Annotated in this window: 13 protein-coding genes; 8 read left to right on the top strand and 5 right to left on the bottom strand. The window is 35.1% G+C overall.

All coding sequences use genetic code 11. From position 1 onward, the window contains the following. Nucleotides 1-57 precede the first annotated feature (57 nt). The gene (gene porQ / locus F6U93_RS01945; RefSeq protein ID WP_068605185.1) at nt 58-1077 is read left to right on the top strand and encodes a type IX secretion system protein PorQ; all 1020 of its coding nucleotides are present in this window, start codon (nt 58-60) and stop codon (nt 1075-1077) included. 163 nt (nt 1078-1240) lie between these two features. Then, entirely contained in the window at nt 1241-1924 is a 684-nt protein-coding gene (cmk, locus tag F6U93_RS01940; protein WP_068605187.1) for a (d)CMP kinase, read from the top strand. 149 nt (nt 1925-2073) lie between these two features. Here the strand turns inward: cmk and F6U93_RS01935 are convergent, their stop codons facing one another. Further along, nucleotides 2074-2454 carry a LysM peptidoglycan-binding domain-containing protein gene (locus F6U93_RS01935; protein ID WP_067149070.1) on the bottom strand — a complete coding sequence of 127 codons (381 nt, stop codon included), beginning with the start codon at nt 2452-2454 and terminating at the stop codon, nt 2074-2076. Between the two features lie 464 nt (nt 2455-2918). On the opposite strand from F6U93_RS01935, the gene rpsA reads away from it, so the two are divergent. From rpsA to F6U93_RS01910, 5 genes are all read left to right on the top strand, one after another. Beyond that, nucleotides 2919-4751 (top strand): 30S ribosomal protein S1, encoded by a 1833-nt coding sequence (gene rpsA / locus F6U93_RS01930; RefSeq protein ID WP_068605190.1) that lies wholly within the window; start codon nt 2919-2921, stop codon nt 4749-4751. A gap of 459 nt (nt 4752-5210) precedes the next feature. Continuing rightward, on the top strand, nt 5211-5756 hold the full coding sequence (pyrR, locus tag F6U93_RS01925) for a bifunctional pyr operon transcriptional regulator/uracil phosphoribosyltransferase PyrR (RefSeq protein ID WP_067149074.1): 546 nt from the start codon (nt 5211-5213) through the stop codon (nt 5754-5756). A gap of 80 nt (nt 5757-5836) precedes the next feature. Further along, nucleotides 5837-6766: an aspartate carbamoyltransferase catalytic subunit gene (locus tag F6U93_RS01920; RefSeq protein WP_068605191.1), complete on the top strand. Its 930-nt coding sequence runs from the start codon at nt 5837-5839 to the stop codon at nt 6764-6766. 3 nt (nt 6767-6769) lie between these two features. Then, nucleotides 6770-7102 carry a ribonuclease Z gene (locus tag F6U93_RS01915; RefSeq protein ID WP_068605193.1) on the top strand — a complete coding sequence of 111 codons (333 nt, stop codon included), beginning with the start codon at nt 6770-6772 and terminating at the stop codon, nt 7100-7102. A gap of 83 nt (nt 7103-7185) precedes the next feature. Then, nucleotides 7186-8091, top strand: coding sequence for a ribonuclease Z (locus F6U93_RS01910; RefSeq protein ID WP_068605195.1), 906 nt, complete (start codon nt 7186-7188; stop codon nt 8089-8091). On the opposite strand, the gene F6U93_RS01905 is transcribed toward F6U93_RS01910, so the two are convergent. Further along, the gene (locus F6U93_RS01905) at nt 8088-8501 is read right to left on the bottom strand and encodes a hypothetical protein (RefSeq protein WP_068605197.1); all 414 of its coding nucleotides are present in this window, start codon (nt 8499-8501) and stop codon (nt 8088-8090) included. The two genes, F6U93_RS01910 and F6U93_RS01905, sit on opposite strands and share 4 nt — an antisense overlap. A gap of 85 nt (nt 8502-8586) precedes the next feature. Between F6U93_RS01905 and pdxH the strand changes: the two genes are divergently transcribed. Beyond that, entirely contained in the window at nt 8587-9234 is a 648-nt protein-coding gene (gene pdxH, locus F6U93_RS01900; RefSeq protein ID WP_150936316.1) for a pyridoxamine 5'-phosphate oxidase, read from the top strand. 80 nt (nt 9235-9314) lie between these two features. On the opposite strand, the gene F6U93_RS01895 is transcribed toward pdxH, so the two are convergent. The 3 genes from F6U93_RS01895 to F6U93_RS01885 form a co-directional block, all read right to left on the bottom strand. Beyond that, a complete protein-coding gene (locus tag F6U93_RS01895) occupies nt 9315-11234 on the bottom strand; it encodes an OmpA family protein (protein WP_225312503.1) in 1920 nt (639 codons plus the stop codon). An 11-nt stretch (nt 11235-11245) separates the two neighbouring features. Then, nucleotides 11246-12172: a PorP/SprF family type IX secretion system membrane protein gene (locus F6U93_RS01890; RefSeq protein ID WP_150936314.1), complete on the bottom strand. Its 927-nt coding sequence runs from the start codon at nt 12170-12172 to the stop codon at nt 11246-11248. A gap of 10 nt (nt 12173-12182) precedes the next feature. Next, nucleotides 12183-14849: gliding motility-associated C-terminal domain-containing protein (locus F6U93_RS01885; RefSeq protein WP_191963438.1), on the bottom strand; the 2667-nt coding region annotated here is incomplete at its 5' end.

Genomic DNA, 14849 nt, shown 5'->3' with positions numbered 1-14849 from the left:
AAATAAAAGATACATGCTATCGTTTTAAGATAGATTTACTTACTTTGTGTCGTAAATATGGTGAAAAAAACTATTCTCTCTTTTTGCTTACTCATGGGTACTTTCGCTTCAGCACAAGTTGGAGGAGAGCATACATATCAATTTTTAAATTTAATTTCTTCACCTCGCCAAGCTGCATTAGGAGGGAAGGTCTTTACAAATGTAGACTACGATGTTACCCAACCATTATTTAATCCAGCAACTATAAATGTGGATATGAATAATCAGTTGGCCGTGAATTACACCAGTTATTTAGGAGGCATAAGTTACGGGTCTGCTGCATACGCTTATACGTACGACAGACGTGTTCAAACGTTTCATGCTGGGGTAAACTATATAAATTATGGGTCGTTTGATGGTTATGATGAAGACGGAAATTCTACCGGAACTTTTTCGGGAAATGAAGCTTCTTTATCTTTAGGCTATGCGTTTCAGTTGGGGTATTCCGATTTCTATTTTGGAACGAATCTAAAATTTATTTCTTCAAAACTAGAACAGTATAATTCTTTTGGGGTTGCTGTCGACTTAGGACTAATTTACATAGATGAAGATTTAGGATTGAATGCAGCTTTGGTGGTTCGAAATTTTGGAACACAAATTACAACTTATGCCGATGTTCATGAAAAACTACCTTTTGAAATCGGTTTTGGTATTTCTCAAAAATTAGAAAACGTGCCTATTCGTTGGCATGTCACTTTAGAGAATTTACAGCAATGGCCGATTGCTCGACCAAATCCTGCGCGAACAAGTAGTGATTTAGCGGGTAACGAAACAGAAGAAAGTATTAGTTTTTTAGGTCAGGTTGTGAGGCATACGATTATAGGTGCAGAACTTTTTCCAGATAAAGGTTTTAATGTGCGCTTGGGATATAATTTTAGAAGAGGCGAGGATTTGAGAATTATCGATCAGCGAAATTTTTCAGGACTCTCAGCAGGGCTTTCTATAAAAATGAATAAAATGCGTTTTAGTTACACCTATGCCAGTTATACAAGTGCGGCTAACGCTAACTTCTTCGGACTTCAAATTGATTTACAATAGGTTTTTAAGTTATAAGTATTTAAAGTTACGAGTACTTAAAGTTATAAGTTGTTGATAAATTATATGTTAAATACTTTGAATGTATGTCGGTTTTTTGATTTTCACTTAATAACCAATAAAACAATATAACTTTATACCTTTGCAGCCTCTATAAACAATTTTAATGAATAAGATTACCATTGCCATTGATGGATTTTCATCTACCGGAAAAAGTACAGTCGCTAAACAATTAGCAAAACATTTAGGTTATGTATACGTCGATACAGGTGCTATGTATCGTAGTGTGGCTTATTATGCCATGCAAAACGGACTAATAACTAAAGAGGCTTTCAACGTTGAGGCTTTAGTGGGTCAACTTTCAAAGATCAATATTACCTTTAAATTTAATGAGGCTTTAGGTTTTGCTGAAGTTTACTTAAACGATGTGAACATTGAAAAGGACATACGCACCTTAGAAGTGTCTAAATTTGTGAGTACGGTGGCCTCGGTTTCTGCAGTTCGAAAAAAACTAGTAGAACAGCAGCAAAAAATGGGAGCAAATAAAGGTGTTGTAATGGATGGTCGCGATATTGGTACCGTAGTATTTCCAGATGCTGAACTTAAATTATTTATGGTAGCTTCCGCGGAAACTAGAGCCAAACGACGTTATCAAGAACTTACCGAAAAAGGGGATAAGGTAACTTATGAAGCGGTACTAAAAAATGTAGAAGAACGTGATTTTTTAGATACAACACGTGCAGATTCGCCACTTGTTAAGGCTGAAGATGCTATTGAATTTGATAATTCGATATTGACCAAGGAAGAGCAGTTCCAAAAGTTACTTGCCTTAGTGGAGACTAAATTGTAATCAATTTTCACAAAGAAGATACCCTGTTAGAAATAAACCAATACTTGTGTAATGCTGTGTGCTCTCTGCAAACCTTCAAAGTATGACAAAAAAAAACGAATCTTTAAACATTTAAAGATTCGTTTTATATAGTTTGTAATTTTCTGATGTTACAGATTAGGGATAATTAACTCTTGACCTGGGTGAATTAAATCAGGGTTCTTTAAAATATCAGAGTTTGCTTTAAATATATCTTGATACTTTGATGCTTTTCCGTAATACTGAACAGCAATTTTACCAAGGGTTTCACCACTTTTAACCACATGTCTGTGGAACACACTAGTATCGGCAACAGTAATATTAGCTTTTATATCAGCAGGGTTTTCGCCACCAATTTCTTTAATTTTATCCCAAAGGATATTTTTTTCATATTGAGTTTTAGCTTCTCCCTTAACTTTTAAAACGCCTTCATCTTCTCTTACTTCGCCGTTTTTAATGTTTAATGATTCTCCTAAGTCTAGTACTGGTTGATATTTTTCTTTTGCAGTCATAATGGATTAAATAAATTGTTATTGATTATTTCAACCTTAACAAGGTATGAAAATTATTAGTTAAAAGTAATACCAAAACTTAAGAAATTAAAGGATAATTTGAATTTAAAAGGACCAGACATTCTATATTATACTAAACTTTATGCTGTAAAATATCTCATTTTGTTTTTACTAAGCTGATTGTCACTTTTATTCTTATGAAAACTAAAATGAAATTTCACACATTTACACTCTAAATAGCTTCAATGTCAGGGTTTTAATTTTATGTATTCATTTTTAGGTAATTACATCATTATTATGTATTTTTGCACTCCTTTTAGCGGATTATTGGAAAGATAAAAGGAATGAACTCAATTTTATATAACACTTCTGTGTGTTAATCGCTTAAATCTTCCAAAGCATACAGAATACAAAACATAATGTATTAAGGTTAAAAAAACTAAGATACATTATCAATTAACAAAATGGCGGAAAACGCAAAACAAGCTGAAGTTGAGGCAACTGAAGCAAAAACTGTAGAAGCTCCAGTAGTATCTGAAGCTAAAGCAAACCCTGAAAAATTCTTAAAAGAGTTTAACTGGCACAACTACCAAGAAGGTATTGATGAAGTTGACGATCAACAATTAAAAGAATTTGAAAAGTTAGTAGCAGAAAATTTCGTTGACACTTTAGATGACGAAGTTGTAGAAGGAACTGTAGTACATATTACAGATCGTGATGCTATTATCGATATTAACGCTAAATCTGAAGGCGTTATCTCTTTAAACGAGTTTCGTTACAACCCTAACTTAGCGGTTGGAGATAAAGTAGAAGTATTAATTGATGTACGTGAAGACGCTACAGGTCAATTAGTATTATCACACAGAAAAGCACGTGTAATCAAAGCATGGGATCGTGTAAACGCTGCTCATGAGTCTGGTGAAATCGTAAATGGTTTCGTTAAGTGTAGAACTAAAGGTGGTATGATTGTAGATGTTTTCGGAATTGAAGCATTCTTACCAGGTTCTCAAATTGACGTTAAGCCAATTAGAGATTACGATCAGTACGTAAATAAAACAATGGAATTCAAAGTTGTTAAAATCAACCACGAATTTAAAAACGTTGTTGTTTCTCATAAAGCGCTTATCGAAGCTGATATTGAAGAACAAAAGAAAGAAATTATTGGTCAATTAGAAAAAGGTCAAGTATTAGAAGGTGTTGTTAAAAACATTACTTCTTACGGTGTATTCATCGATCTTGGTGGTGTAGATGGTTTAATCCACATTACTGATTTATCTTGGTCTAGAATTAACCACCCTAACGAGATTGTTGAGTTAGATCAAAAATTAAACGTTGTTATCCTTGATTTTGATGAAAACAAATCAAGAATCCAATTAGGTCTTAAACAATTATCTAAACACCCTTGGGAAGCTTTAGCTGAAGAGGTAAAAGTTGGTGACAAAGTAAAAGGTAAAGTTGTTGTAATCGCTGATTACGGTGCATTTATCGAAGTTGCTGATGGTGTTGAAGGATTAATCCACGTTTCTGAAATGTCTTGGTCTACTCACTTACGTTCTGCTCAAGATTTCGTATCTGTAGGAGATGAAGTTGAAGCGGTTATCTTAACTTTAGATAGAGAAGATCGTAAAATGTCTCTTGGTATCAAGCAATTAACTGCTGATCCATGGACTGATATTACTGGAAAATACCCTGTAGGTTCTAAACACACTGGTGTTGTACGTAACTTTACAAACTTTGGTGTTTTTGTTGAATTAGAAGAAGGTATCGACGGATTAATTTATATCTCTGATTTATCTTGGACTAAGAAAATTAAGCACCCATCTGAATTCTGCGCTGTAGGAGATAAATTAGATGTTGTTGTATTAGAATTAGATGTTGAAGGACGTAAATTATCTTTAGGTCACAAACAAACTACTGCTAACCCTTGGGATAAGTATGAAACTGAGTTCGCTTTAGGAACTACTCATACTGCTGAAATCTCTGAAATCGTTGATAAAGGAGCTACTATCGAATTTAACGAAGATATCGTTGCATTTGTACCTTCTCGTCACTTAGAGAAAGAAGATGGAAGCAAACTTAAAAAAGGTGAGTCTGCAGAATTTAAAATCATTGAATTTAACAAAGAGTTTAAACGTGTTGTAGCTTCTCATACTGCTATTTTTAAAGCTGAAGAAGTTGCTAACGTAAAAGCTGCTGTTAAGAAAGCTGCTAGTGCTGCTGCTGAAGCAAAACCAACTTTAGGTGATGCTAACGACGCTTTACAAGCGCTTAAAGATAAAATGGACGGGAAAAACTAATTAGTTCCTGTGAAAACAGGATTCTTATTCATTTAAAACTTAAAGCCTCTCGTGTATTCGAGAGGCTTTTTTTTATTAGGGTTATAAGTATAGGTGTTCGAGCGAAGTCGAGAACATTATAGCATAAATCAAAGACATAAACTTCCACACACTATCAATATCTGCAAGACCTCTGTAACTTCACAGCTACCCAACTCCGCAACTTTATAAAAAATAGATGCTTCAGTCGTGCCACCTTCTAAAAGACAACGTGGGTTTATCGTGTAAGGGATAGAAGCGGTATCCTTTTTTGAGGTTCGAGAAAATGATATAGCCTTTCGGCTCCGCTTAAGATAAACTCTAGCAAGACCTTTCCACGGAAATAGGGAAGGATACACCCAAATAAAGTTTAGTGTTATTGGTTTCAACTTCTAATATTTTGCATTACCTTTGTTCTCCAACTTACGTTTTGGATAATATATGAGTCAGAAAGTTTTACTTAACGAGAAAGAGGTAAACATCATTCTTCACCGATTGGCTTGTCAACTTATTGAAAAACACAACGATTTTTCGAATACGGTGCTTATAGGTTTACAACCTCGCGGCGTGTTTTTAGCAGATCGACTTGCCAAAATTTTATCAGAAGATTATAAGGTTAAAAATATTCAACTCGGGCATTTGGATATCACGTTTTTTAGAGATGATTTTAGAAGAGGTGAGAAACCTTTAGAGGCCAATAGCACGAAAATTAATTTCTTGGTTGAAGATAAAAATATCGTTTTTATTGATGATGTACTTTATACTGGAAGAAGTATTAGAGCGGCTCTAACAGCCATCCAATCTTTTGGTAGACCTAACGAAATTGAACTGTTAACGCTTATAGATAGGCGATTTAGCAGACATTTACCTATTCAGCCCGATTACCGTGGCAGACAAGTAGATGTGATAAATAATGAAAAAGTAAAAGTGAACTGGAAAGAGCATGATGATGCCGACGCCGATACGGTTTACTTGATTGAAAAATAAAATAAATAACTAAAGTTCGAGTTTTAAAAAGTATATCTAATTAATTTTTAAGCTCTAATTTTTAACTTTTACCTTGTATAATGAGCGAATTAAGTGTAAACCACTTATTGGGAATTAAATATCTTAATCAACAAGATATTCAACTAATTTTTGAAACAGCCGATCATTTTAAAGAAGTGATTAATAGACCTATTAAAAAGGTCCCTTCGCTTAGAGATATTACTATTGCCAATCTGTTTTTTGAAAATTCAACGCGTACAAAATTATCTTTTGAGCTTGCTGAAAAACGGTTATCTGCCGATGTTATTAATTTTTCTTCTGGACAATCGTCTGTAAAAAAGGGTGAAACCTTAATTGATACGGTAAATAATATTTTATCCATGAAAGTGGATATGGTGGTGATGCGCCACCCAAATCCGGGTGCTGGTGTGTTTCTTTCTAAACACGTTAATGCAAGTATTGTTAATGCTGGCGATGGTGCTCATGAGCATCCTACACAAGCCCTACTTGATTCATATTCCATAAGAGAAAAGCTAGGAGAGGTTAAGGGCAAAAAGGTGGTTATTGTTGGTGATATTCTACACAGTAGAGTAGCGCTCTCTAATATATTTGCCCTGCAATTACAAGGCGCTGAAGTGATGGTTTGCGGACCAAAAACACTCATTCCAAAGTACATAGACAAGCTTGGAGTAAAGGTTGAAACTAATTTACGTAAAGCATTGAATTGGTGTGATGTAGCAAACATGCTTCGTGTGCAAAATGAGCGCATGGATATTAGTTATTTTCCATCAACAAGAGAGTATACACAACAGTTTGGTGTTTCTAAAGATTTATTAGATTCATTAGATAAAGAAATTACAGTTATGCATCCAGGTCCTATAAATAGAGGTGTGGAAATAACTAGTGATGTTGCCGATTCGCAGCAGTCCATTATTTTAGATCAAGTTGAAAATGGCGTGGCTGTTAGAATGGCCGTGATATATTTATTAGCATCAAAAATAAAACAGTAAATTATGATTTTAGACCAAAACGGAAATACTTCTATAATTACACAAGAAAAAGTTACTGTTATAGAACTCGTTAAAAAAATACAGGCTTTATATCCTAAATTTAAAAACAATAATATTATTGTAGCTTTAAACACTTTAGGAAGTTTTACCAAAGCAGATATCGTTGAATTCTTGGAACTTTCAAAAACGCATAAGGCCGCAAAACAATCGTTTGTGATTGTTACCAATAAAATTGATTTAGACTTGGTTCCAGAAGAAATTGCAGTGGTTCCTACCATTGAAGAGGCCTACGATTTTATTGAAATGGAAGATATGGAACGCGATTTAGGTTTTTAATCAAGGTCCATAGATCGTAAAGTTGTTTGTTGTGTAAACTTTACTTAAACAACTCAACATGCAACGCTACCAGAAATACCATTATGAAATTATCAATATTAGGCTGTTATAGTGCAACGCCAAGAACTTTAAATAACACCACGTCGCAAGTATTAGAAATAAACAATCACATGTTTCTTATCGATTGTGGCGAAGGCACACAAGTTCAGTTGCGAAAACATAAGGTGAAATTTAATCGCATCAAGCATATATTTATTTCTCATTTACATGGCGATCACTTTTTTGGTTTAGTGGGTTTGATTTCTACGTTCAGATTGTTAACCCGGGAAACCGATTTACATATTTATGGACCTAAAGGCATTAAAGAAATTGTAACCCTTCAATTAAAACTAGCCGATTCATGGACCAATTACAACTTGTATTTTCATGAATTAACTTCAAATGAATCTGAATTAATTTTTGAAGATGATAAAGTTGAAGTACATACCATTCCTTTAAATCATAGAATTTATACTAATGGCTATCTCTTTAAGGAAAAAGAAGGCGATAGAAAATTGAATATTTATGCTGCCGAAGAAGCCAACATCAATGTGGCTTACTACAGAAAACTGGTTCAGGGTTTTGATGTAGAAAATGAAGATGGTGTTTTAATAGACTATAAAAAAGTGACTACACCAGGCCCAAAACCTTTAAGCTATGCTTTTTGTAGTGATACCATGTATAAGGAAGATATTGTTCCCATTATAAAAGATGCCGATGTGTTGTATCATGAATCTACATTTTTAGATCAACATGAAAACTTAGCTACAAAAACAAAGCATTCCACAGCCAAACAAGCAGCTCAAATAGCAAAGCAAGCGCATGTAGGAACCTTAATTTTAGGTCATTATTCGACGCGCTACGACAATATTCAAGTCTTTAAAAAAGAAGCCAAGGAAGTCTTTAATAATGTGCAGTTAGCTAGGGACGGAAAAACTTTTGAGTTTTAATCTACAACCTTAGAATTGATAACCCAAGTAATAGCTTCCTCCAAAGAGTTACAGGTTTCCATATCCAATTTAGCGAAGTGCTTTTCTAAATTAGCATTCATTTCTGACATTGAGCTATAAGAAACTATGGCGGTAGCCGTAATCTGAGTTGCATTTTCGGTTACATTCGCCCAGTCTTGAGGGTCTATAGAATAAGAATTTACACGATTAGAAATATAAGCTACTTTAGCCTCTTCACCGTAGTATCCTAAAATATCCTTTGCAGCAAGCATGATTTTATTCCAGTCAAAATGAACACCTTCATGTATTTCTGAAATAATAAATTTTTCACACAGATAAAAATTACCAAAGGGTAATTCAAGTTTATAAAAACTATGTATTTTACTTAGAGGGGAATTTTCAAATTTCATTATAGTTTCTTAGAAGCTACAAATTTAAATTGTTTACTAAGATATTTGTGTTAAAAAAGTATAATTTTTTGTTATTTTGTAACTTATGGAAAAGGATTTGAGCAAATATCGTAAGTCATACGAAAAAGGCGCACTACTATTGACAGAAGTGCCTGAGAACCCATTGGAATTGTTTCAAAAATGGTTTCATGAGGTCGATGCTTTTTTTATTGAAGATGAAACCAATGCTATGACCGTGTCAACTATCGGCTTGGATGGCTACCCAAAAAATAGGGTGGTGCTATTAAAAAAATACACCTATGAAGGGTTCATTTTTTACACTAATTATAATAGTGAAAAAGGGAAAGCCATAGCTATGAATCCTAATGTATGCTTGTCTTTTTTCTGGCATGGAGCAGAACGCCAGGTGATTATTAAAGGTAAGGCTGAGAAAATTGCTGAAAATTTAAGCGATGGCTATTTTGAGTCTCGCCCTCGGGGCAGTCAAATAGGTGCCTTGGTATCTAACCAAAGTGAGGTTGTTGAAAATAGAGAAGTTCTAGAAAATAAACTCAAAGCTTTAGAAGATGAATTGGAAGGCAAGGAAGTTATAAGACCAAAACATTGGGGTGGCTATTTGGTGAGACCTGTGGAAATAGAATTCTGGCAAGGACGTCCAAACCGATTACACGATCGGATCCGTTATAAACTTCAAGAGGATTATGATTGGAAAATTGAGCGCCTATCGCCTTGATTTTAAGTATAACAATAAAATAGTAACGCCATCAAAAGATATTCTTTTGATGGCGTTTTTTATGAAACACTATAAGTTGTTTATTCCATTTGAACCACAATAAAGTGGGTACGTCTGTTCAATTGGTGGTCTGCTTCCTCACAGTCGGTATCTGCTTCACATCCATTGGTTAACTTTCGTTCTCCAAAACCTTCGTGAGCTGTAATTCTAGAAGGATCTATACCATTATTAATCAAATACTCATAAGTTGAATTAGCACGGTCTATAGATAGTTTGTCGTTATATGATAATGTACCTCTTGAATCGGTGTGTGATTCTATTTTTATGATCATTTCCGGGTAATCATTTAACATTAAATCAACGATTTTATCCAGTTCTAAGGCAGCATCTTCTCTAATGTCATGACTATCATAATCGAAATAGATATCATTAAGTTCAGCCAATTTCACGACGTCACTAATTGGATTTAGTAATAAATTAGCGGTGATAGTCGTAAGCTCAGTTTGAATATTTTTTGAGGTAAAATCTCTGTAATCCTCAATGTATTTTTCTTGACTAGCAACTATTTTATAGTTCTGATTTCTATCAATATTTATTTGATAAAAACCATTTTCATCAGTTAACATAAAGGCTATTTCTTTGTCGTTGTTGTCGTATAGTGTAACTTTTGCATCAGTTATTGGTGTCATATTGATGGCGTCTGTAACTAGGCCTTCAACATGTAATATGGGTTTTCTGTGAAATGCATAAATATCATCACTACCTCGTCCGCCACGACGGTTTGAAGCAAAATATCCGGTAATTCCATTTGGATTCATTGTGAACGCAAAATCATCTGTACTAGAATTGATAGGGATACCGAGGTTTATAATGTCTACTATAGAATTATTATCGTCTCCTTTTATGGTAGCAAAAATATCCATTAAACCTAGTCCAACATGACCATCGGAAGAGAAAAACAATACGCCTTCATTATTTATAAAAGGAAAACCTTCAGCATTTTTTGTGTTTATAATCGCCCCCATATTTTCAACATCACTAATACTACCATCAGGATTAATATTGGCTACCCAGATATCTGACCCTCCATGGGTTCCAGGTCTATCTGATGAGAAATATAATTTAGTGTCGTCACTATTAAGTGCGGCGTGTTGGGTAGAAAAGTCATCACCATTTATAGACAAGTCTTCAATATTTGTCCATACATTATCAACCAAATGGGCGCGATAAATTTTCATATTAGTCATGCCTTTATTATCTTTAACCTCAACACCATCTGTAAAGTTGTTTCTAGAAAAATACATGGTTTTCCCATCTTTAGTTATAGTTACAGGGCCATCATGATAAACTGAATTGATATCTCCAGGGACTTTGGCTGAGTGATCTACATTTTTCCTTGTTCCGGCTTTAGCCACATATACGTCTAGAAAGGGTTGCTCATTCCAACCGTAGAGTTTTTTAGTAGCAACACCTTGATCTCTTGAAGACGCAAAATACACTTGACCGTCGTGCTCAAAAGCACCAAAATCACTGTATTTTGAATTAAATCTAACCTTATCTAAAAAATACTGCTGTTTGGCACCAAATACACTACTTATAAAATTAACGTTTTTTGTAAAGTCATTATCGCCAGGAGCACCTCCAGAATCAATATAACGTTGTAACCAAACTTCAGATTCTTCGTATTTTTTTACCCCACGAAGTGATTGGGCGAACTTATAATAATATTCTATAGGAACATTCTTTTGTTTAACAACACTTTTATAATATCTGTTGGCGTTTTTCGGATCTCTCAATAAAGCATAGCAATCGGCAATTTTTCGAGTTGCATAGTCTTTATTATAATTATTCTGGATGAGTTCCTGATAAACTTTAGATGCTTTTACAAATGAAAATTTATTAAATAAGGTATCGGCTTTATTTTGTTTTCCTTGTTGTGCAAACACTGAAAAACTTACGATTAAAGCGATGTAAACGAATATGTAATTTATGTTTTTCATAGAAAATGGTGTTAGAAATAGCGCGGAGATTTTAGTTTAGAACTCATGAATTTGAACTCATACATCAATATTATTTCATGTGTTCCAGTGGTGTATCGAGCAATGTCTGAAATAGGCTTTTCGTAAGCATATCCAATACGTAGTTGTCTTGATATTTGAAAATCAGCAAGGCCACCAATAGCTGCTGTGTGTTCATTTATTCTGTAAGATGCTCCTAACCAGAATTTTTCGTTATATAAAAAATTAGCCGTTAAATCATATGATAAAGGTGCTCCTGTAGTGGCTTTAATTAAAAAAGCTGGTTTAAATTTAAAATGTTTGCTAATATCCAAAACGGTACCACCTGTAAAATAGTAACTTATATGTTCTAGGGCCTCAAAACCATTTTTTTCATGAACATCGGTATTTAAAATTCTTGGTGCTGATAACCCGAAATAAACACGGTCGGTTCTCCAGTATATTCCAGCACCTATATTTGGAGACCAGCGATCTTCCGTACCATAAATGAGTGGGTCATTTTGATTGTCAGGGTCTACACGAAAACTTGAGTCAAAACTGAAAAGGGTGGCGCCACCTTTAACCCCAAAAGCTAATTTTCCATTTTTTCCTGTTGGAATAGAATATGAAAAATCACCATAGACATAGGTGAAGTTTTGTGGTCCTAAATCATCTTCCATAAAAGATAGGCCCAAACCAATACGGTCATTTCTTAAAGGAGTATTTATAGAAAGCGTTTGTGTTATTGGTCCGCCTTTAAATCCAACCCATTGGCTTCTGTGCAATCCAACAATACTCATAACTTCTCTGCTTCCTGCATAGGCAGGGTTGATGGAAATGGTGTTATACATATACTGTGTAAATTGCGGCAACTGTTGTGCTATTCCAAACGTACAGCTTAACATAGCAAGCACTAATATGTTATGTTTTAATAGTTTCATAGGTTAGGTTTTATTTGGTTCCGATGTAAACAGGTCCGGTTAAAGGACTTATTCCGCTATTTTGTAAATTAATGATGTAATAATATGTGCCTTCTGGTAAGCGACCATTAGATCCCAAAGAGCCGTTGGGAGATGAGCCGTCCCAATCGCCTTGTACTCCAGAAGTGTCTATACTCCCTAAAGTGTAGTTGTTAGACTCATAAACTAATGCCCCCCATCTATTATAAATTTTGACCTCAGCAACAAAGCCACATAAATCAATGCCTTTAATATCAAAGGTGTCGTTGTGGCCATCGCCATTAGGAGTGACAGCTGTAGAGATTTTAATTTGATCTTCACCGCAAGGAAGAACAACACAGTTAGCGTGTAAATTCATGACTATTTCGTTGACACTTATACACCCGCTATCGGTAGTTGTATATCTAAATCTGTATAAAATATCACCAATACCTGGGCGGAATTCTTCATTCATTTTAATGATTGTAGGGTTAAAAATGTTTTCTGTTAAGGTTGCTGAAGATTCGCCTTCAATAATTTCCCAGGCCCCTTTTGTATTTACATCATGTGGAAGAAAATCAAATAGATCCACAATCCCATCATTAAAACAAGTGTCTGGAGCGACAAATTCAGTGAAAATTTCATCTAGCCTGACATTAAGAGTTTGAGTATAGGTAGCTTGATTGTTACAAGCATCGGTTACTATCCATGTTCTTATAATTTGATAATCAACGTATACATTTTCATCAAACGAGTTGGTTTCAGTGAAATTAATATTAATGTTTGATGAGCAATTATCGGTGAATGTTAAGTTAGGAACCTCAGGAACGTTTGTACAGCTTACGTCTAAAACAGGAGCAAATGAGGTTGCAGGTTCAGGCGCTTTCGTATCTTCAACGGTGATGTTTTGTGTGTGGGTTGTTGTTAATCCGCATTCATCTTCAGCCGTATACGTTCTTGCAATCACATAATCATTTTCACAAATTCCTAAGGTAGTCACGTCGTTATAAGTCACTGTAGCAGTTCCGCAGTTATCAGTAGCCGACAAGGAAACTGCGCTAGGTATGGCATCACATTCTACCGTAATGTCTCCAGGCATGGCTTCTACAAACACTGGAGCTGTGGTATCTTGAACTGTTATAATTTGTCGGTGTGTGGTTATTAAACCACATTCATCTTGAGCCGTCCATGTTCGTGTTAATTTATAGTTATTCACACAGTTACCATTGGTACGAACTTCATTAAAGGTGACAGAGGCAGTTCCGCAAATGTCTGTGGCTGTTAATGTTTCAGGAACAGGAACAGCATCACATTCTACGATTAAGGACGGTGTAGGTAAAGTTTCAACAAATTGAGGTGCTTTGGTGTCCTGAACAGTAATATTTTGGATGTGTGTTCTCGTTAGGCCACAATCATCGGTTGCTGTATAAGTTCGCGCGATAATGTAGTTTGATGGACAACTGCCATCAATTCTAAGATCATTCACTGTTACTGTAGCATTTCCGCAGTTATCAGTTGCTGTTATAACTTCACTCGTTGGAATGTTATCACATTCAACTATTAAATCTGCTGGGAGTGTAGCTTGATCGAATTCAGGTGCTGTTGTATCTGAAGTTGAAATGACTTGATCGGCAGATACGCTATTTCCGCTAAAGTCTGTCGCAGTCCAAGTACGTGTTATTTTGAAAGTTCCAGAACACGGACCATCAGTTTTAACATCACTATATGTGATTATTGGATTAGGGTCACAGTTGTCGGTAGCAGTTGCCGATCCAAAAGCAATAGGGGAAAGGTTATCACTACATTCAGCAGTAACGTTAGGTGGTAAATTAAGTACAGGAGCTGTAGTATCTTTTACCGTAATGGTTTGTGAGGAACTTGACGTATTTAAGCAAGCGTCAGTGAAAGTCCATGTTCTTGTGATGATAATATTTAAAGGATCTGTATTATCTATAGCATCTGTACCCATTACTGTGATGGCTCCACTACAATCATCAGTAGTTGTTAAGTTACCTAGATCCGGTACATCACCAATACATTCATAAGTGATGTCTGAAGGTGTGTTTGGTAAATTAGGTGCTTGTGTATCTTCAATGGTAAATGTTGCTGTGGTTGTTGAAGGATTTCCGCAAGAATCTTTTACTGTAAATATAACTGTAGCAGATCCTGTTTCTCCACAATCATCTGAAAGCATAGTAAAATTATTGCTCCAAGTCATGATAGAGCACTCTTCAGTAGCAATGGCTCCACCATTTGAACTCAGCCAGTTGTTTAATTCTGTTAAGTTTCCAGTACCATCACATTCAACGGTTAAATCTTGAGCTTGTGTTGCAATAATAGGAGCTGTGAGATCTTTAATATGATAGATGGCAGATACCGTTGTCGAGTTACCGCATTCATCTTCTGCAGTGAAATTAACTTCAATGCCTTTTCCTAATTTACATTTTATACTGTTATCTCCTGAATAATCGTTAGTCCATTTTACAGTTCCACAATTCTCCGTTGCAGTCGCTCCTGCATTGGAATCTAGCCAATCTAAGAGTTGTTGTTGGGTGTCTCCTTGACCACAAATGATATCTATATCAGTCATATTTTGAGTATCAATCACCGGACCTGCTTGATCACTACCAGAGTGTGTGATTGTGATGTCAAAATCATTCGCGGAACAGCCATCAGAAAC

Origin of the sequence: Pseudotamlana haliotis (assembly GCF_008806375.1) — a bacterium.
Lineage (GTDB): Bacteria > Bacteroidota > Bacteroidia > Flavobacteriales > Flavobacteriaceae > Pseudotamlana > Pseudotamlana haliotis.
Note: the sequence above shows the minus strand (reverse complement) of the source record. Positions and strands in the feature narration are given on the sequence as shown.